This window comes from Thalassotalea sp. G20_0 (assembly GCF_017744175.1).
GTDB lineage: Bacteria > Pseudomonadota > Gammaproteobacteria > Pseudomonadales > Endozoicomonadaceae > Endozoicomonas.
Genome location: NZ_JAGHQV010000015.1, coordinates 57,039 through 77,503, shown reverse-complemented (window position 1 = coordinate 77,503; position 20,465 = coordinate 57,039). Strand labels below are relative to the sequence as shown.

Genomic DNA, 20,465 nt, shown 5'->3' with positions numbered 1-20,465 from the left:
CAAATTTATACCAGTTTTGCTTTAAGCAGCGTTTTAATCTCAGCGATATCCGACTTCACCTCAAACATATCTGATTTGAGTCCTGAAACATCAGACTTGAGTTCGACCACATCTTCTTTAAGTTCGACCACATCTGCTTTAAGTTCGACTACATCCGATTTGAGTTCAGATACATCCGATTTAAGTTCAGATACATCCGATTCAACCCTGTCAAAACGTTGATTCACCGACGCTTCAAAAGACTCCATTCGCCGGTCAATATAGCTCTCCATGGAAATATGGTTCTGATCCACTTTAACGGATAAGGTTTTGAGATCACCGGTCAGCGTCAGCACCACCTGCTCAAGGTCGGCAATGGCCTTATGGTTGGAAAGCAGCAGGTCCTGATGTTTTTTTATATGGCTGGCCAGGGCATCCACCCCTTTACTGGTATCCACCTGGTTACGACGCAGCTCCCTCACTTCTTCTTCTAATCGGGTCAGCCGGAATTCGTACCGTTCGACGGTCATTATTATCATCCTCATTACTTGTCTGGAGTGTCAAAGCTAGACCAGGTTAGAGGAAATGCAAATCACTTGGGACAAAGCTCATTGACCCGTTTACTCAGGTATAACCGTCAGAGTGACGGTATCACTATATACACCCGTGGCAAGGGTTTGATTACCGGGAATATCGATGAATATCTGCACATTATTTGCCGTATATCTGTAGCAGTCCTGACTATCAGATCCTGCCAGATCTTCAATAAAAACACCCGGAGACAGGCTCTGTTTAATACCTGGCTGAAGAGCTGGTTGAAGCATAATTTTATAGTTAACGGGCGTTCCACCCTGGGACAGATAAAACTGCTGATTGGCATCATTTTTACCGGTCGCTTTGAGTTTGAAGTCTGTACCTCCCTGAGAAAAGACACAGAAGCTCATAGGCTCGCTGGTAATAGCCTGGTTGCCTTCCGCGGTCATCTCTATGTCTTTAAGGCCACTAATCCTGACTCTATCTGGAATTCTGATTTTGAATAGCAGGTCTACATCGTCACTGGCAGAAATAAAGCCGCTGGTTTCCTGCCCAAATAGAGAATAATTGGAGATATATAATCCAGGAAGTGTGGATTCCAGGGCATTATTAAAGATGGTAAACGTCAATGTTCCATCGACAGCCTGGTATTGGCCAGGGGTAAGCCCAGCTGAGAAGTCATTATTTACGTTTATTTCATCATTGCTGCCTTGCTTATATTTGACCTGGCCAATCACAATGTCCTCAGTGATCTGGTTGGTCTCTTGGTGTAGAAATGTGAAGTCAGAGCCTCTGAGGTTGTATGTTTGCTCAAACTGAAAGAAGTCACAACCACGAAAGAAAGTGCCATCGAATCTGTCTCCAAAGCAGGACTGCAGAGTCACATTTACCGGAACCTCAAACTGTGAATCCTCCCAGTCCAGGGGAATTTCGATATTAGCCGCATTACTGCCCAGAAATCTGAACGCACCCTGGCTTGGGAGGGAGAGTGACAATAATAAAAACATGAGATAGCAGAGGTTGGTCGTTGCTGACTTGGTACATAAATACATAAATATTATCCATGCGCTAAGTTCACTCCGTATATCCCTGCCAACTACCACGGAATAATCGGTAAGGATGCTTTTGCAGACAGTACAATATCTGTACTGTTTGTCCAGAAAATCTGCTAATAACTTGTCAGTTTATAAGGTGTGTTTACTGCCCTGTTTTATGATAATTGCTCTTGAACCTGTTAAAGATGTTCGGTTTCTTGCTGTTATTCTTCGTTCGCCCTGTCATCTGAGGGAGTGTCTACCGGAGTTTCCCAGAGTAATAAGGTAAGCGAAAGAAGTGGTAACGATGGAAATATCGGTATGCATTACTGCGCAGGAGCATGGGAATGGGAGATATTTTTATCAATCCCGCTATTCAGGAGTCTTACGGTAGACATTAAGCATCTGGCAGTGGCTACTGTTTGAACCACAAAGGACACAAATGCCCATGTCGCGTGACAATATTTTGCGCCACCCTCAGGGATGAAAAATGGTTACGCAAAATATTTTTCACGGCAAAGAGCACGAAGAAGAGCTTTTCTTTTCCTTTGTGCTCTTTGTGCTCTTTGTGGTTCCAATTCAAGACCCACAACACGTAACACCAACCCGTCAGCGACAGTCACTACGAGCCAGAGAACGAGGGATACAGCTATAGCATCAGGAAAAATTCCTTAATGTCTACGATTCAGGAGTAACAATCAGCGTAACGGTATCCTGGTACAGCCCTGAATTAGCGCTATCAAGTGATGCTTTGTTAATCGATACAGTCAGCATCATATTTTCATCATTGCCGCAATCCAGCTGTTGATCTCCTTTCCATGACGGACGGCCGACAAAATCACCACCTTCAACAAGGGTAATTCTGTTACCAGCCCCATTATTATTTGACGGCCCGACAGTCAGGTTATACTCGATAGTTTGACCATTATTATCAAGCTGAAAAGCACCCGAGCCAAACCTGCTGAGCCCCTTTATTTTGAACTTGCTCCTGCTTGCGGCATAGACACAAAATTTTTGAGATTCCGAAATATCCTGCCCGGTTTTTGCCGTCAATAGCATATCCTCGAGTCCTGAGATCAGAATCGCGGGAGCAACATTAAGGGTTATTGAAAATTCGATAAAAACAGGCCCAGGGCTTTCCGGGGATGTTCCCGACCCTGCTTGCATTTTAAAGATACCACTGTAAATACCTGTCGCACCGGCAGAAATAATATCGTCTTTATAGGCAGTAACTGTGACAGATAACTCATTTTCTCTACACAGGCGGTATTCATTATTTCCTGTTAGTGTGACTGTAGAACCAGGAGTGAAGCGATCAGGAGTTTGAGGTGCATCATTCTCTGAAAACCTCTCAAGATGAATGGTAAGTGGTATCTGATTTCCGTCATTGCTGACAATAAACTGTCTGGCATCTCCATCAGTAGGGCCCTGTAGTTGCAGCTCAGGATTGTACATTACTCGATTATTGCCATCTTCCCTGTAAGAAATGGCACAAAAGGTTTTTTTATTCACAAGCTGGTTCTTGCCACTTGCCACATCATTCCCTGTCCATGAACCAAGATCAATATCAGTAAGGCGTTTAATTTTTACCCAGTAGTTATCAACGTTATCGCAGTTCTGTGAGTTACAGTCTGCGTCCGCAAAACCATGTAGTGAAAAAGTCAATAACAGTATCAAGAAAAAATAATTTCTAGAATGTATTGCACTGATACTTATGCTGAGCAAGCGGTTATCCTTCCAGAGAGGAAACAATCACTAATCTCGTTCCTGCGCAAGGCATGGGAACAAGAAAAAACCATTCTGCATACTACTTGATTATTCGTCGACATCATCCCGCCGGGTAATTGCCAGCTGGCCTTCCAGCAATGGTGAACATTGGGAGTCAGCAAGATCGATGGTGCCCATCTGCAGCACATAACCGGCATCCAGTGGTTTAACCGGTAGCTGGCAAAGCCAGCCGTTGTCCAGTTCTATTTGCAGGTTGCCCACATCGGCACGGGTCTCCAGCTGAAACATCCCGATATCATCTGTGCTGCCCGGGTAGAGGCCACCGTTAATACGGGCACCTTCCAGTGGTTGACCGTTAAACAACAGTCGTCCAAACAGCAGCTGCAGGGGAATGGCCTCGTAATCCAGTGTCATTACATTACCTGGGTAAAGCGTCACGGTTTTTTCCCGCTCATCAAAGCTGTACAGGGTTTCACCGGCCGGGCTCAGGCTGACCCGGTATTGCTCGTAGGGTGACAGGGCGATAATGGACGGGGAGCCGGCAATGGCATAGCCACGACGCTGGCCGTTTACCTTGACATCAAATACATCACCGGGGCGGCCATCCAGATTCACTACCAGGGCGCTCTCTGCACGCTCTTCCCCCCCCAGGGCAAACACGTCGCCATCGGTCAGGAAGCTGGTGCTCATACTGCCACCCCAGGAGGTGGTATTACTGTCACTGCCACGGGTATGGCTGGCACTGAAGCTGGCCCGGCCATAATGGTTGGCGTACTGAACGCTGCCATCCATGCGTTCATCACCGGTACCGCCTTCAACGCCCAGGTCAAAGCGCAGATCGCCATCCAGATAGTCGCCATCATCCCAGGACGTTGACAGCCGCAGTCGCTCAGAGCTATCCGTTGCACCATCACGTTTGCTGATCTCTGCCCGTGGTGTGGCCCGGAAGTTCCAGCGATCTTCACGGTAACGGAAACTGAAGCTGACCAGACCAATCTCTGTATCACCGGATTTGCTCAGGCTCAGAGCCACATCGCCATCGTAATCAAAGGTGCGGAACAGGGTACGGCGATAGTCCAGACTGTGAGTACGGGTCGGGTCCTGCTCTTCATTATTGTTGTCATAACTCTGGTTCAGGCTGTAACGGTAGCCCAGGCTGCCATCAAACAGGGGCATGGATGCGGAAAACGAGTGCTGTTCAAAGGCATTGCCAAACAGGCCGGGAATGTCATTGCCATCATCATCAACATCGGCTGTCAGTGACTCATCGTGCCATAAACGACGATAGCTGCCCGAAAGCGATAAGTCTCCCAGGGTCAGTCGACTGTTCGCGGTAAAACCCCGGCTACCATTATCCGCCAGTATCAGTGATGGCGAGATTTCATAGCGGTAGCCAAAGTGATACAGCCCGAATTCCATCAGGGCATCGTCATTATTGATGGCAACGGCACCGGTGGCCGCCAGGGTGTCGAGCACCCGGCGGCTGACACCTGCACGGTTCAGCCACTGTTCCGTCAGCTCTGGCAGGGCTTTATCCCCTTGACGGTTGACCACCCGGCCGGTTTCCGCAAAAAACAGCCACTCACCGATGGGGGGAATCTGGCTCTGCTTGGCAAAGAAGCGGTTTTCAGTGGCGATCAGGTTGCCGCTTTCATCGAGTATACGAATCTCAATATCGTAAGCGCCACTGGGAAAGCTGGTGGTATCCAGCTGTTGGGAGCCTGCTTCAAAGAAGGCGCTGTCGATCAACCGGTCATCTTTACGCACTTCCACCCGGCCACGGGTGGGCAGGAACACTTCAACTGGCATACCACCGGAGAAGTCCAGGTCTTCCCGGGTATTGTCGGAGCTATTAATCCGCAGGCCAACCATGGGCTGGTCAGAGGTGAGGTTCAGACCAAAACCGCTGGTGGATAACAGGCCAGCGTTGTATTCCATCCCTTCAAAATCGCGCTGGCCGTAGAATTGGTTGACGGAGAAGTGATTGGTATCGGAATAGTCCCAGCTCCAGTAGATACTGTTTTCTTTCCAGGCGGCGATGGTCAGACCATTTAGCGTATAACTGTTATCGCTGTCCTCGGCACTGGAGCCGCTGACGGTGGCAGAAAAGTTCTGCATCAGGGCAAAGCCCGCATCGGAAGGGGGCAGGTATTTACGCACATCAGCGGCACGGGTCAGCATAAAACGACGGTTGATAAATATATCCACCCGGAAGCGGGATTCATCAAAAATGACACCGGCCACGGGTGATTCCAGAATACCGCAGTTTTGCGAGGAGTCTGTTAAACATACCAGATCTGCATGGCTGTTCAGTTCGCCGGTCAGGGTGCTGACGATCAGGGTTGGGTCACTCAGATTGCCGATCTGGCGCACCAGTTCGGCGGGATTGGGCAGTTCAATAATTCCGGGGCTGAACGAGGCCAGCTGGGAACCGATATAGCGGTTGCCAAAATAGATATCCACCAGGGATTGCTGGGTGTCGCTGAGTTCTTCGAAACCGGCGGGTGGGTTGGTGGCGGCGAGAAATATGGGGTCGTCAGCCCGCGCCATGTGGCTGAAAGCGTACATGGAAAATGCAGATAGTATTGGAATGATGCACTTCCAACGACGCATAATGGGGGATCTATCCTGATTGTTTAACCACAACGATGCTGAAAATCGCTCCGGTATTTTCAGCACTTCCTACATCCCTGGCGGTCGGCACAGAGATATCAGAGTTTATATTCTCATTCCCACGCTCTGCGTGGGAATGCATACCCCAAGTTTCAGGGTATTCGGGCTTTTCATTGGCTGAGTAGCGCTAGGAGAGACCGGTATGCATTCCCACGGGGGACCGTGGGAGCGAGGTCAAGTTATTTTGGTTGTACCAGTAATGTGATTTTATCCGTGTAGGTACCAGTTTGAATGCTGGTGAACGATGAGTTTACTAATGCAATTTCCAAATCCATATTTTCATTACCGGTACAAACCCCTCCAGGAAGTGGCTGTGATAACAGGCTGCCTGCGTTAAGTCGTCCAGTTTTTGTCGCACCATCAGCGTTTTCCGCAACTAATTCTGTACTGGCACTGTCGGTTATTTTTACAGTATAGGCAATGTCAGTTGCTCCTTGTGTTCCAGAAATATCCTTTAAGCTAAAAGGCGTACTACTGGCACTGGTAATTGATAAATCAAAGTCATTACTTTGAAGACCTTTATTAGCAAAAATGCAAAAAGATGAAGTATATGTATCAAAGTTTGAATCGCTATTGGCATCTACCAGCTCAACATCTTTCAATCCCCATACTCTGGCAAGCTCGCCTTTTATTAAGGTGATATCAAAAATACCAGTTGAGGTTGAGCCAAGATTTCCTTGTGTTACTGCAACAGCACTTGTAGAACCCAACACCCCCACAGAAACCACCGTCGCCAGTGCCAATGTCCTTAATGTTTTCATTCTTATGCCCCCATGCAGTGGTTAACTGCTGTCTTCTTGTGATTATGTTTTTATTTGGTGTTGTCTGGTTGTTGGATGGAAAAGGGAAGTGTTAAGGATGAATAGTTACCAGGGTATGCCAGCCTGTTACGCTGAACCATTCACTATTCACAGTAAACGATTCACACTTTCCACAACTCCAGTCAAAAACCTTCGCAAGCCAACACCGAATAATGGTTATTTTACGACCAAAGCCTTCTACTGTATAACTTTCAGACAGACAGTAAGTACTTAGTCAGTCATGATATTGAAACCTGATTTTTAAATATTCAGAGATATTACTCAAGTTTTTTGTGACTTACGTCACTATAAATTTGGCTATATCTCGGTTTTTGCGAATGGAATGTGTGTGGATATTTGTATGGTGGTTTGAAAATTTCAGTGTTGTGCTCACATACAGGTCTCAATACTGATCATTTTGTTGTGTTTCAGTGTCGCTTATTTACACATTGATAATGTTTCTGATTTCCACCCAATGCCCTGGCCAGTGAATTATTCAGTGGCCACCTGAATGGTTTATGATCAGCCGTCACAATTTGTCAATGAATGCCATCCAACTCACAGATGCTCTATGATTGACACTCTGTCATCTATTGGATCTGCCCATGCTCGATGTTGTTCTCTACCAACCGGAAATCCCCCCCAATACCGGTAATATCATCCGCCTCTGTGCCAATACCGGCTTTCGTCTGCATTTGATAGAACCCTTGGGCTTTGAGCTGGATGATCAGCGATTGAAACGGGCGGGTCTGGATTATCATGAGTTTGCCGAGCTGAAGATTCACCCGGATTACCCAAGTTTTCTGGAAACCGTCAAACCGGGCCGGGTGCTGGCTCTGAGCACCAAGGGTACCAGTAATTACAGCTGCTGCGCCTTTCGAGAAGGGGATGCCCTGCTGTTTGGCCCGGAAACCCGTGGCCTGCCAGCGGAAATACTAACGTCTTTGCCCGGCGATCAGGTGCTGAGATTACCCATGCTCCCGGACAGCCGCAGCCTGAACCTGTCCAATACGGTGGCGGTGATGGTTTATGAAGCCTGGCGGCAGATGGGGTTTATTGGTGGGCGCTAAGACTTGGAAGGCCAGAAGTTTTTATCCACCGCTTGCTGGAAACTCCACGGGCACTGTTCTGGAAATAAGCTGACTGGCAGATTGGTTTCATCATGGGCGTCTTCCAGGGCTCGTTCGTAAACGACAGGCAACATTGCATCAAGTTTGCTTTTCAGTCCCGGACAGTCCAGTAGTAAACGCCCAATCTGCTTCCTTTGTTCTTTTATGGTTCTTTCCCAGCTGTTGCCCTGTTTTCGCTTTTCTGGTTGGAAGTGCCATTTTAGTAAATGCGTGAACAGTACGGTCAGCCGTGACTGCAGGGCCCGGTAGTCACTTCTGCCCATGCTTTCCAGCTCCTCCAGAATATTATCCAGGTCCAGCTCAGCCAGCCTGCCTTCGCGAATCAGGTCGGCCTGTTTTTGAGTCCAGGAATAAAAGTCACGTTCATATAAGTCGGACATTGTGCTTACCTTGCCTGCTAGCTTTCCTTTGCCGTGAAAAATATTTCGCTTAACCATTTTTCATCCCTGAGGGTGGCGCAAAATATTTTCACGCGCCATTGGCATTTATGATGACTTTAGATGGTTATAACAGCAGAGGCAAAGGTGTGGGCATTGGGGGAGGACAGGAAAAGGAAGCCGGCTTCAGAAAGAAGCCGACCAGGTATTATCAATTAACAGCTTCCGGCTGCTGCTTGGCGGACTGCTGTTCGCGGGCCTGCATATACAGCGCGTCGAAGTTCACCGGTGCCAGCATCAGCGGAGGGAAGCTGCCGCGCAGTACCAGGTTGTCGATGGCTTCGCGAGCATAAGGGAACAGGATGTTCGGGCAGAAGGCTCCCAGGGTACGGTGCAGTTCTTCTTCATCCAGACCTTTGGCCAGGAAGACGCCTGCCTGATGTACTTCAGTAACGAAAGCGGTTTCCTTCTTATTGGAAGGGCTATCTTCAGGACCGTTTTCCACCGTTACCGTCAGGGACAGAACCACCTCGTAAAGACCTTCTTCCAGGGGGCGGTTGCTGGTGCTCAGGTCCAGTTTGACTTCTGGCTGCCACTGCTTCTGAAAGATCTCAGGAGCCTTTGGTGATTCAAAGGAGATATCTTTCGTGTAGATTCGCTGCAACGCAAACTGCGGAGCCTGCTGTTGTTGAGAAGCCTGCTGCTGATTTTCAGCCATTGTCATTTCCTTACTTTTGATGAGCTAATGATAAGCCAAGCGAATAACGCATTTTGGTAATGATCGTGCAGATTGTCCAGCCAGAGCCTATTTTCGGACCACTGGCAGATTGTCAGAGGTCCAGGTGGACATACCACCCTGTAGTCTGACCACATTGGCAAAGCCCTCGGTTTTCAGGGTTTTGCCAACACTGCCGCTGTGTTGCCCCATGGCATCCACCACAATAATGGTCTTTTCGCGGTATTTCTCCAGTTCACCGGTACGTTCCCTGATTTTTGTATAAGGAACGTTAATGGCGTTGACGATATGACCTTTGGAAAAGTCTGCCTTTTCCCGAACGTCGATCACCACGCCCTGGTCCTGGTTGACCATCTGGGTCAGCTGGGCGGTGGAAACGCTCTGCCCACCCTTGCGCATTTCAGTAAAGGCCAAAGCGCTGGCCAGCGCCACCAGTGCACCAACGTGCAGGGGGTGGTTAATGATAAACTCGATGAATTGTTCCATGCCGACAAGCTGTCAATCTATAAATTGAAAGGTGGCAAGTATACTGATCCCGTCTCAGGAAAGTAAGGGAAGGACGATGGAAAAAGTGCTGGCCGACTTTTGTGCGCTTTTGGTATGTACGGTGCGTTAGTACAAAAAGCCATCGCCAACTAAAATGACTCCATAAACGCTGTCGGTGATATTTGTGCGGAAAGTTTCAGAAAATTGCAGAGACTTTCAGGGGATATCGCCGGTTGACGCCCCCTGGTGTGATAGTTTGCGCTGTTCACTCAAGAGCGGGCATTGCACTGGAAACCGGCGGCAAAGCAGGTAGAATGCCAACCATTCCACTCACCATAAGGTTGGTTCAAGAGATCGCGCTGATAAGTCAGACATTCAGCCTCTTCACCAGCCTTCCCGTTCGCCAAGGTTAAGACCCATGACTGATAAGCGCACACCTACCGCCCTGATCATCCTTGATGGTTACGGCTACCGTGAAGAAAAAGACAGCAACGCCATTCTGGCCGCCAAAACGCCGGTAATGGATCGTCTGTGGCAAGAGAACCCGCACAGCTTCGTTTCCGGTTCCGGAATGGACGTTGGCCTGCCCGATGGCCAGATGGGTAATAGCGAAGTTGGCCATATGAACCTGGGTGCAGGCCGCGTGGTTTACCAGGAACTGACCCGGATTACCAAAGCCATCCGGGACGGTGACTTCTATGAGAATGAGGTGATTACCCGCGTTGTGGATAAAGCCATTCATGCCGGTAAAGCCGTTCATATTATGGGGCTGGTATCTCCGGGTGGTGTTCACAGCCATGAAGACCATATCCATGCCATGGTTGAACTGGCTGACCGTCGTGGTGCCAAAGAAGTCTATGTTCATGCCTTCCTGGATGGCCGTGACACACCACCGCGCAGCGCTGAATCGTCCCTGGCAAAGCTGGATGCCCTGTTGCAGGAAAAAGGCATTGGCCGTGTTGCCAGCCTGATTGGCCGTTACTACGCCATGGACCGTGACAACCGCTGGGATCGTGTCCAGCAGGCTTATGACCTGATCACCGATGGCAAGGCCGGGTTCACTGCAGCAACCGCAGTTGAAGGCCTGAGAGCCGCTTATGAGCGTGACGAAAACGACGAGTTTGTTAAAGCCACCGTCATTGGCGCTGAAGCGGCCCGGCTAAACGATGGCGACGCACTGGTATTTATGAATTTCCGTGCTGACCGCGCCCGTGAAATCACCCGTGCCTTTGTTGATCAGGACTTTGATGGCTTCCAGCGCAGCCGTGTGGCCGATCTGGCCGGTTTTGTGATGCTGACGCAGTACTCTGCGGATATCGATGCCCCCTGTGCCTTCCCGCCCAGCGAACTGGTGAACACGCTGGGTGAATACATGGAGAAACTGGGCAAAACCCAGCTCCGTATTGCGGAAACCGAGAAGTACGCTCACGTCACCTTCTTCTTCAGCGGCGGTCGTGAAGAGCCGTTTGATGGCGAGAAGCGAGTGCTGGTGGCCTCACCAAAGGTCGCCACCTACGACCTGCAGCCAGAGATGAGTGCTCCGGAAGTCACCGATCGTCTGGTTCAGGAGATCCGCAGCGGTGAGCATGACCTGATCATCTGTAACTACGCAAACTGTGACATGGTTGGCCATACCGGTGATTTCAACGCAGCGGTTAAAGCAGTTGAAGCGGTAGACGCGAGCATTGGCCGTGTGCTGGAAGCCCTGGAAGAAGTAGGTGGTCAGTGCCTGATTACCGCGGACCATGGTAATGCCGAACAGATGGAAGACCCGGTCACCGGTCAGGCCCACACTGCCCACACCTGTGAGCTGGTGCCACTGGTGTATGCTGGACCGCAAGGCATTCAGCTGAAGGATGGTATTCTGTCTGATCTGGCACCCAGCCTGCTGGCGCTGATGGGTTTGGAACAGCCTGCCGAGATGTCAGGAAAGTCCCTGCTGGTTAAGTAAGCTGCTCTGTTTTTCGACTAGAGTCTGAAGATAAGTGACAGGCTTATCTTCAGATGTTGTCGGATACCACAGGTTAAATGCCTTCACGTCGGTTTCTGTGAGGATAGTGATGGCTTTGATGATATTGCGCCGGGTAAGAGGAGCAGCCAGAATCAGGTTCTACCGCTGAATAATGGCTTTGTGCCGGTACTGGCTGTGTATGCTGGTTTCGATTGAGTTCTACATTAGATGATATGACGGTGCGCAGTACTTGCACAGCTTGTTGATCAGGAAGAGATGTAGCGAGTAAAAGGTCATCAACAAAGGGAATCTCGGTAAAACCCTGCTCCAGTAAAGCATCCGGACAGAATTGACGTAATTTTTCCGGAGTAGCTTGAAAGGTTGTCTGTTTATATTGAGTCACTTCTCTATAACAAACTGATATTGTCGGCTGGGACGGACATGAAGGGCTGTCATCATTTGGCTGTGAAGTGGCCTGATGCATGAAAGAAGTAGGTTGGGCTGATGCACACGGCAGACCGTTTGCAGTCTTGGGGGTTGTTGAAGAATGGCTTCGCTGGGTAGTAGGCGAAAATGGGGTTTGTTGAGGCCTGTCTGGCATCGATGTCTGCGAAAATTGGCCGGGCAATGGATATTCGCCTGACTGACCAAAATGGGAATTAAAATTATTCATCGGTAGCGTACCTTTAAATCTTTTATCAAGTTATTTCGGTCTCACGATCTTTACAAAGTACCATAATAGATGAATATTTATTTTTAGTTTGATTTTAAATTCGGAAAGAAACATTTATTTCTTTTGAAGTGGTTATCGAAGAAATGAGGAGTTGTTCAGATCCCTGTCATTAAAAACAGGGATCTGAAAGGCCCTGATCGATCAGGAAACAATAGCCAACAGTTCCACTTCAAAAACCAGCGTCGTGTATGGACCGATGGCACCACCGGCTCCACGTTCACCATAAGCCAGGTGATAAGGAACAAACAGCTTCCACTTGGAACCTGTGTTCATCATTTGCAGCGCTTCCGTCCAGCCGGCAATCACACCGGATACCGGAAATTCTGCAGGCTCTCCCCGTTGCACGGAGCTGTCGAATACGGTTCCGTCAATCAGTGTGCCATGGTAATGGGTTCTTACCGTACTGGCCCGGGTTGGTTTTTCACCATCGCCTTCGGCCATTATTTCAAACTGCAGGCCGGATTCCGTGACCTGAACACCTTCACGTTTGGCATTTTCCGCCAGGAACTGCTCACCTTCGGCAGCAAGCACCCGAGCCTTTTCCGCTTCTTCTGCCTGCAGGCGTGTTTGCATTTCAGTAAAGGCTGCGTGCAGGTCTTCGTGGGCAACAGCGCTTTCGACACCGTTCAGGGCATCTGCAAGGCCAGCCAGAACCGCATCAATCGATAAGCCCGCGATGGGGTTGGAGGCCAGCTGATCGCCCATCTGGCGACCAATACCGTAGCTGACCCGCTCTTCCATGGTTTGGTAAATATCAGACATTAATTATCAACTTCTAAAGGAATTAAGCGCGGGAGTATAACACGATTAGCAGGCCATCCATTGATATCTGATGGTCAGATAACGGTCTACAGTATGAGTTCATTTGGTTAATTGCCAATGTGTGCATATTATTTGGTTCAACCATTCTCAGGAGGCGGAATTGGCAGGCCCAACCATCGCGATCAGTGCTTTGATAAAATCCCTCCCCTTGATCTGGTGATTATTCACAGGCGGATTGGTCAATAGCCAGCCGTTAACCCTGTGCTCAAAATCACGACGGCGAACATGGTTACGCAATTTCATTTGCAGATTCTCCGTCAGTGCATGAAGGCGTTGTTGTTCCTGAAGCAGGTTCGTCAGGTCGTCAGGTTCCCGGGGGGGGGCAGCAGAGTGCAGGGCGATGAACTGTCTGGCTTTATTCAGGGTCAGCAGGGAGCGCATAAACAAGCCATAAATACGCTCATTGGGGCTTTCAGGATGATTAAAAAGAATGGTGCGGGGTATGGGAAATACCGTGCCTTTCTGCAATTTTTCAGTCAGTGGATCAAGGTTCTCAGCGAGGTATTCCAGCGTATTGTTCAGTAATCTGGTCTCTTCAGTAAACGGCAAACACCATACCGGCCGATCAACGCCGGAAACCTGAATGGCCACTGCCTTTGCATCGGTTACTCTGTCATCAATATTGACCTGAAGCCCCATTGCTTTCATGCCCAGATCACCGTCTTTCAGATCAATATTGTAGGCGTTTGGCAGTTTAATCGCCTGACACCCCGGGACTCGCCAGATGATGACACCCTGGGGAATGTCTGAATCCTTGTCGGTATTCAGTGCCCGCAGTTTTTCAACGAGCATTCCGGCAGACACCTCAGTCGTGCAGATAATATCGATATCATCAAATGATAAGCAGTGGTTCTGTAAAAAACGTGAGTATGAACCGGTAATCAGGATGGGGGGATTGGCATAAGAGTGGTTGATTTCCTGGATAATCTCCAGAGCTTTCAGCGTGAGCTCATTTAACTGCGGAGCCTGATTGTCAGAACACTCCGGTCCACCTGTTGCTGGCCGCTCTGTTGGACGGTGCTTTAGAGTTTGAGCCGCATTGACGGTAACTGCGGCAGAGGTATTTTCTGTTTCTTTGAGGTATTCCTTAAGCTGAACAGGGTGTGGGGCTGCCCTGCCGGGATTGATGGCGGATGGCGCTGGTGAGGCAGGGGCTGCATATTCACGTCGATTATAATTGGACCGCCCCGGAGCAATGGCATGCTCCTGTCTGATCATTAACTCATCCATCAGGTTGGCTGCGGAACTGTATTGTTCAAACCAGTAGCCCAGGGCATGGCGCAGGTTGCTTTCCCGGGGAAAACTCTGAAGGGACTCCAAAACCTGATTCTTATGGACTTGTCGTCCATTAACAGGCCGTCCGGTGATACAGCAGTGTGCCAGGAAGAAAAAATACAGGCGTGAGTTCTGAAATGAGCACCTCAGTGTTTTGATGGATCGCAATACCTGTTCTGCTGACACGCTCCGATGATCAATGGTCAATTCATACTGCATAGCCATGAATTTCAATACACATTTCAGCCGCTTGTGCTGATCTTTAGCCGGTACGCTGTTTAAGATTTGCCAGGCCCTTTGAATGATCTCCTGATCTTCGTTGGCTTCATCGTACCACTGAGGTTGTTTCAACCTTTGCATCAGGTATTCAGCTTGCCTTGCAGAATGATTCCCGCGGGCTTTATCAAATGCTGCCAATACAATCTGGTTATCCAGGGTGTTGCCATTCACTTCACTGGCATTCAATGCCAGCTGAGCATAAAAAATCGCTCTTTCGAGCAACCAGTTGCTCCGTTCATAGGCCTTGATCACCGTATCCTGCCTGACCTTCTGGCCATTCAACAGCAGGCCTCTCAGGCAACATTGTTCCTTAAAGCGTACTAACCCGAGTTTTCCTTCCGGACTCTTCGGGAAGGCTCTGGCCACAGCATCCGGCGTGACCGGCTGGCCATTCAACAGGATTCCCCTCAGGCAACATTTTTCCTTAAAGCGCGCCATCCCCAGTTGGCTTTCCGAAGTATTCGGAAAATCCTTGACTACCGCATCCGGCGTGACCGGCTGGCCATTCAATACGATTCCCCTCAGGCAACACTGCTCCTTAAAGCGCGCTATCCCCAGTTTGCCTTCCGGACTATTTGGGAAACCCTTGACCACCTCTTCCGGTGTGACCCGCTGACCCTTCAACCTCAATCCCATCAGACAACATTGTGCCTTAAAGTGCGCTACGGCCAGTTTACTCTCAGGATTATCCGGGAAACCCTGAACGACACTGTCCGGTGTGATCTGCTGGCCATTCAACAGCAGGCCACTCAGGCAACATTGTTCCTTAAAGTACGCTATGCCCAGTTTGCCCTCCTGACTATCCGGAAAATACTTAATCACTTCATCCACAGTGACCTGCCGACCATTAATCGGCATTCCCCTCAGACAGCATTCCGCCTTGAAGCGTGCCAGAGCCAGCATTGCTTTAGAGGCCTCATAACCCTTAATCACTGCATCGGTTGTCACCTGTTGGCCATTCAACAGCAGCCCCTTCAGACAACAATGTTCTTTAAAGTGCGCTATCTCCAGTATTGCTTTAGCGGCCTGAAAATCTTTAATCACTGCGTCCGGTGTAACCCGTTGGCCGTTCAACATCATGCCCTTCAGGCAACATTGTTCCTTGAAGCGTGCTATCCCCAGCCTACCTTCCGGACTATCCGGGAAATCCTTGACTACTGCCTCCGGTGTGACCTTCTGGCCATTCAATGCCAGGCCCATCAGGCAACATTGTTCCTTAAAGCGCGCTATCTCCAGCGTTGCCCTGACTGCCTGAAAATCCTTAATCACTGCATCCGCAGTGACCGGCTGCCCGTTCAATGGCAGGTTGCTCAGGCAACACGACTCTTTAAAGCGCGCTAACGACAGTTTGCCTTCCCAGCTATCCGGAAAACCCTTAACCACCGCATCTGCTGTAACCGGCTGGCCATACAACGACAGTCTCCTGAGACAACATTCCTGCTTGAAGCGCGCTATCGCCAGTTTGCCTTCCGGACTAGCCGGGAAATCCTTAACCACTGCATTCGTTGAGACCTGTCGACCATTCACCGGTAGTGCTTTCAGGCAGCATTGCGCCCTAAAGTACGCTGCCCCCATTTTGCCTTCCGGATTATTCGGGAAATCCTTAATCACCGCATCCGGTGTGACCTGCTGGTCATTCAACGGCCAGCCATTCAGGCAACATATCGCTTTGAAGCGTGCCAGCTCCAGTCCTGCCCCGGCCACCTGAAAACTCTTGACTACGGCATCCGGTGTGACTGGCTGGCCATTTAATGGCAGGTTATTCAGATAACATTGCTCTTTAAAGTACGATAGTTCTAATTTTGCCCCGGCCATCTGAAAATCCTTAACTACCGCATCCGCTGTGACCGGCTGGCCATTCACCGGCAGGCGGTTCAGACAGCATTGCGACTTAAAGCGCGCCAGCTCCAGTATTGCCCCGGTTGCCTGAAAATCCTTAATCACCTCGTCCGCTGTGACCGGCTGGCCATTCAACCTCAGGCTTCTCAGGCAGCATTCTTCCTTGAAACGCGCTATCTCCAGTATTGCCTTGATGGCCTGAAAGTCATTAATCACCGCATCTGCTGTGACCGGCTGGCCATGTAATGGCAGCTTCCTCAGGCAGCATTCCTCTTTGAAGCGAGCTATCCCCAATTTGCCTGCCGGACTATCCGGAAAACTCTTAATCACCAGATCCGGTGTGACTGGCTGGCCATTCAATACCAGGCCATTCAGGCAGCATCGTTCTTTAAAACGCGCCAGCTCCAGTGTTGCCCCGGCTGCCTGGTAACCCTTAACCACCGTATCCGCTGTGACCGGCCGCCCGTTTAACATCAGGCCCTTCTGGAAACATTGTTCCTTAAAACGGGCCAGCTCCAGTGTCGCTCCGGCTGCGTGATAATCCTGAACTACAGCTTCTGCTGTGACCGGCTGGCTATTCAATGGCAGGCCCTTCAGGCAACATCGCTCCTTCAGGCGCCCTATCTCCAGCATTGCTCTGGCTGCCTGATAATCCTTGATTACCTCATCCAGTAACACTGGTTTGCCATTCAACATCAGACCCTTCAGCGAACACAGCTCCTTAAAACGTGCCAGCTCCAGTGTTGCGTTGGCTCCCTGAAAATCCTTAATCACCGCATCCGGTGTCACCTGCTGGCCACGCAACGTAAGGCCCTGCAGGCAACATTCCGCTTTGAAGCGTGCCAGCGCAAGTAATGCCTTGATTGCCTGGAAATCCTTAACCACCGCATCCGGTGTCACCTTCTGGCCAAGCAACAACAGACCCTTCAGGCAACACTCTGACTTAAAGCGTGCTATCGCTAGTTTGCACTTATTGTTTCGATCCGGTTTTCGGTTGAATTCTTGAATGACCTGATCCGGCGACACTTTTCTGTTGCCAGCCAGCACGTTCTCCAAGCAGAGCCTTTGCAGGAAAAAGCCACTTCTGATCGACGTTGTATCATTGCTAAAGGCGGTAAGCACATCAGCCACGGTAACTGTACGTCTTTGTAATTGTTTATTTTGCCAAAAGGCTTCTTCCAGTTGTCTGCCATAATCCGGGGTGGTGGCACTGCCTCTATAAGACTGACGGTTTACGACTCTTTTACCGTTAAATGTACTTCTACTGCGATCAGGAGGCCTGGCTGAACCGGCTTCCCGCTTACCAGCAGACACACACTGGGCATAGGTTGATACCGTTGTTTTCAGAATAAAACCCTGAACAATCAGACTTTAAATACCGCCTTTGACCTCAAAATGATTATTAGGTTCATCAGCCAACCTGTAAAAGCGCCATAAATGCTTTGTTGCCAAGCTCAACATCTAAAAACTGCACGACGCTGGCTGGCAATGACCTCACCACGCGATCTGCCCTGCCATCATAGCTCAGAGAAAGAAAATCATGGAGCAGATTGAGCATATTGCTGTTGGTCAGTGATGAACTGGTTCTTTTGCAGGATGCAAGCCTGGATGGACTGATTGACTTATGTTCCAGCCAATATCTTTCTTCAACCGTTTCAATACAGACAGAAAAAGCAATGAGTAAGTTTTCTTCCTGCACGGGATCGAGACCCTGCAAATTTTCAGATGGCAAGGAGCTACCTAAAATCTGTTTGCCAAGGTCTTGAACTTTTTCCCCAAGATGTTCAGGACAGACGAGAAAGTTCCAGTATTCAATGAGGGATTGCTTGACCTCATGGTAAGGTGCCAGATGCTTAATCCCTGTTATTCCCCGATTGTGCAAAAATAATAAAAGATGGAGATAAACATAAACCGGCTCTCCAACTACTCCACCGAACTTTGCACCTAAACCGTCGATATGCTGCTTTCTGTTGTCAATAAGCTGAGAAAGTGAAGGAAGCTTGCCAAGTCGGGCCTCTGCAAAGATATTTTTCAGTACAGGAATACGAACATGATGTTTGTGATAACGCTCTATTTGATGAAAATCGGTTCCCGTAATTCTTTGCAGCTGAGCGATCTGACCAACCAGCGAGTTCAAATGACTTGGCAATGCCGCCGCTGACACTCTGCTTGATGGAAAAACCTGATGTACTTCATAGGAACCAATCGTCCTTTCCGGTGCAGAAGCACTCATCCGGCTCTCTGCAAGACCGACTTCTGGTTGAGACCTTTTCCGGGAAGAGTCAACTAATGGAGGTTCTGACATCCGTTTTGCACCAGGAACCCGGTGCCCGACAGATGAGTGATAATGAGTATCCATGATATTTAAGTTTCAATTGCCAGGGTTGTTGTCTTGAATTCCTTGCTCCCATGTAAATCCTTATCAACAGTGCCTATTCTAGACGACTCTGCTGCTTGACAAGTTCGCTGTCAGGGTCGGTAAATGACCAGGCTGCGTGTCCCAAGAGTTAACGTTCTACATCTCTATTTGAGTGATGGCCAGCTTTCTACTGCTGGCAGTAGAACTCACCCTGTTTTATGAAACTAAAGTAATAGTTCTTATGTCTTAACTTAATACCCGGACCAAAATGCGGGCTGAGAGTATTTCCATACCGGGCTTCATTGATAACACCTGAAACAGGAAAGGACCAGGAACCATGTCTTTAGCAGTACTGACCAATATTTTCATCATGGTAGCGTTGCTCTATTTGCTCTACCGTTTCCAGAAACACTGCCTGCCGTTCAGCTGGCAGGTATTTATTGCCCTGGGCATGGGCGTGGGTTACGGAGCCTGTTTACAGCTTTTTTATGGTTACCCTTCTGAGACCCTGACCGAGTCCATCAACTGGTTCAATATTGTTGGCAACGGCTATGTCAGTCTGTTGAAGATGATTATTGTGCCCCTGGTCATGGTGTCCGTGATCTCGGCTATCCTGAAGCTGAAAGGTGCTGGCACCCTTGGCAGGATCAGTGGCTGGATTCTGACATTGCTGATGGTCACCGTATCCATTGCTGCTGCCATTGGTATTATTTCCGCCCTGGGCTTTGGTTTGAGTGCCGAGTCCATTACCTCCGGTGTTCGTGAAGCGGCTCGTGGGGAGCAGCTGCTTAACACGGTGACCAGGGTAGAAAACCTGTCAATTCCCTCCATGCTGATCAGTCTGATCCCTGCCAACCCGTTTATGGATATGACCGGAGCCCGGAGCACCTCCATTATCGGCGTGGTGATTTTCTCCGCTTTTATCGGTGTCGCGGCGCTGGGTCTGGATCCTGAGCAGCCTGAAGAGACCAGCCACTTTGAGCGAACCGTTCACGCTGTCCACGCCATTGTTATGCGTATCGTGACGATGGTATTGAATCTGACCCCCTTCGGTATTCTGGCCTTGATGACCAAAGTGGTGGCAGGCAGTAACGTCACCGACATACTGCAATTGCTTCAGTTTGTTATTGCCTCTTATGCAGCGCTGATTGCTGTGTTGGTGGTTCACCTGATCATGATAACCATGGTGGGTGCCAACCCCATCCGGTTTATCAGGAAAACGTTGCCGGTACTGATCTTTGCCTTTACCTCCCGGAGCAGTGCGGGCACCATGCCGCTGACCATTCAGACTTTGACGAAGGGCCTCGGGGTTTCTGAAGGCGTGGCCAACTTTGCCGCATCTTTCGGTACCACGATTGGGCAGAATGGTTGTGCGGGCATTTATCCTGCCATGCTGGCCGTGATGATTGCCCCCACCGTGGGTATTGACCCAACCAGCCTCAGCTTTATTGGCACTCTGATAGTGACCATCGCTATCGGCTCGTTTGGCGTGGCTGGAGTGGGTGGTGGCGCAACCTTTGCGGCACTGATTGTGCTCTCGGCCCTCGGCCTTCCTGTTGAACTGGCGGGTCTGTTAATTTCCATTGAGCCGGTGATTGATATGGGCCGAACTGTCGTCAATGTCAGTGGTGCCATTACCACCGGCTTTGTCAGTGGTCGAGCCATGGGTGAGGTGGATATGGAAACCTTCAACCGCAAGGCTTCCCTTGAACTGGATAAGTGAATGCTGT

17 protein-coding genes are annotated in these 20,465 nt (G+C 49.5%); 3 read left to right on the top strand and 14 right to left on the bottom strand.

The window, feature by feature from the left end; genetic code table 11:
- Window positions 1-5: 5 nt before the first annotated feature.
- From J7438_RS11190 to J7438_RS11170, 6 genes are all read right to left on the bottom strand, one after another.
- Entirely contained in the window at window positions 6-509 is a 504-nt protein-coding gene (locus tag J7438_RS11190; protein WP_209202015.1) for a hypothetical protein, read from the bottom strand.
- Window positions 510-599: 90 nt separating this feature from the next.
- Complete coding sequence (locus J7438_RS11185) at window positions 600-1,565, bottom strand: spore coat protein U domain-containing protein (protein ID WP_209202016.1); 966 nt, start codon at window positions 1,563-1,565, stop codon at window positions 600-602.
- A gap of 660 nt (window positions 1,566-2,225) precedes the next feature.
- On the bottom strand, window positions 2,226-3,272 hold the full coding sequence (locus J7438_RS11180; RefSeq protein WP_209276599.1) for a hypothetical protein: 1,047 nt from the start codon (window positions 3,270-3,272) through the stop codon (window positions 2,226-2,228).
- Between the two features lie 90 nt (window positions 3,273-3,362).
- Entirely contained in the window at window positions 3,363-5,888 is a 2,526-nt protein-coding gene (locus tag J7438_RS11175; RefSeq protein ID WP_209276598.1) for a TcfC E-set like domain-containing protein, read from the bottom strand.
- A 10-nt stretch (window positions 5,889-5,898) separates the two neighbouring features.
- Window positions 5,899-6,030 (bottom strand): hypothetical protein, encoded by a 132-nt coding sequence (locus J7438_RS27680; RefSeq protein ID WP_286196532.1) that lies wholly within the window; start codon window positions 6,028-6,030, stop codon window positions 5,899-5,901.
- Window positions 6,031-6,127: 97 nt separating this feature from the next.
- Window positions 6,128-6,709 (bottom strand): hypothetical protein, encoded by a 582-nt coding sequence (locus J7438_RS11170; protein ID WP_209276597.1) that lies wholly within the window; start codon window positions 6,707-6,709, stop codon window positions 6,128-6,130.
- Window positions 6,710-7,353: 644 nt separating this feature from the next.
- On the opposite strand from J7438_RS11170, the gene trmL reads away from it, so the two are divergent.
- On the top strand, window positions 7,354-7,818 hold the full coding sequence (trmL, locus tag J7438_RS11165) for a tRNA (uridine(34)/cytosine(34)/5-carboxymethylaminomethyluridine(34)-2'-O)-methyltransferase TrmL (RefSeq protein WP_209276596.1): 465 nt from the start codon (window positions 7,354-7,356) through the stop codon (window positions 7,816-7,818).
- Here trmL and J7438_RS11160 read toward each other — a convergent pair.
- The 4 genes from J7438_RS11160 to J7438_RS11145 all read right to left on the bottom strand — a co-directional run bounded on the left by J7438_RS11160 (window position 7,815) and on the right by J7438_RS11145 (window position 9,884).
- Window positions 7,815-8,258, bottom strand: a complete 444-nt coding sequence (locus J7438_RS11160; RefSeq protein WP_209202021.1) for a DUF29 domain-containing protein — start codon at window positions 8,256-8,258, stop codon at window positions 7,815-7,817. The two genes, trmL and J7438_RS11160, sit on opposite strands and share 4 nt — an antisense overlap.
- A gap of 208 nt (window positions 8,259-8,466) precedes the next feature.
- A complete protein-coding gene (gene secB / locus J7438_RS11155; protein ID WP_286196531.1) occupies window positions 8,467-8,973 on the bottom strand; it encodes a protein-export chaperone SecB in 507 nt (168 codons plus the stop codon).
- Window positions 8,974-9,060: 87 nt separating this feature from the next.
- Window positions 9,061-9,477: a rhodanese-like domain-containing protein gene (locus tag J7438_RS11150; protein WP_209276595.1), complete on the bottom strand. Its 417-nt coding sequence runs from the start codon at window positions 9,475-9,477 to the stop codon at window positions 9,061-9,063.
- Window positions 9,478-9,746: 269 nt separating this feature from the next.
- Window positions 9,747-9,884: a hypothetical protein gene (locus tag J7438_RS11145; RefSeq protein ID WP_209202024.1), complete on the bottom strand. Its 138-nt coding sequence runs from the start codon at window positions 9,882-9,884 to the stop codon at window positions 9,747-9,749.
- Window positions 9,885-9,895: 11 nt separating this feature from the next.
- Between J7438_RS11145 and gpmM the strand changes: the two genes are divergently transcribed.
- Window positions 9,896-11,428: a 2,3-bisphosphoglycerate-independent phosphoglycerate mutase gene (gpmM, locus tag J7438_RS11140; RefSeq protein ID WP_209276594.1), complete on the top strand. Its 1,533-nt coding sequence runs from the start codon at window positions 9,896-9,898 to the stop codon at window positions 11,426-11,428.
- A gap of 73 nt (window positions 11,429-11,501) precedes the next feature.
- Here gpmM and J7438_RS11135 read toward each other — a convergent pair whose 3' ends face one another.
- From J7438_RS11135 to J7438_RS11120, 4 genes are all read right to left on the bottom strand, one after another.
- A complete protein-coding gene (locus J7438_RS11135; protein ID WP_209276593.1) occupies window positions 11,502-12,101 on the bottom strand; it encodes a hypothetical protein in 600 nt (199 codons plus the stop codon).
- 201 nt (window positions 12,102-12,302) lie between these two features.
- A complete protein-coding gene (gene bamJ, locus J7438_RS11130) occupies window positions 12,303-12,923 on the bottom strand; it encodes a BamJ family beta-barrel-assembly machinery protein (protein WP_209276592.1) in 621 nt (206 codons plus the stop codon).
- Window positions 12,924-13,070: 147 nt separating this feature from the next.
- Entirely contained in the window at window positions 13,071-17,690 is a 4,620-nt protein-coding gene (locus J7438_RS11125; protein WP_209276591.1) for a hypothetical protein, read from the bottom strand.
- A gap of 97 nt (window positions 17,691-17,787) precedes the next feature.
- Entirely contained in the window at window positions 17,788-18,735 is a 948-nt protein-coding gene (locus tag J7438_RS11120; RefSeq protein ID WP_209276590.1) for a hypothetical protein, read from the bottom strand.
- A gap of 337 nt (window positions 18,736-19,072) precedes the next feature.
- On the opposite strand from J7438_RS11120, the gene J7438_RS11115 reads away from it, so the two are divergent.
- Complete coding sequence (locus J7438_RS11115) at window positions 19,073-20,458, top strand: L-cystine transporter (RefSeq protein ID WP_209276589.1); 1,386 nt, start codon at window positions 19,073-19,075, stop codon at window positions 20,456-20,458.
- Window positions 20,459-20,465: the final 7 nt, after the last annotated feature.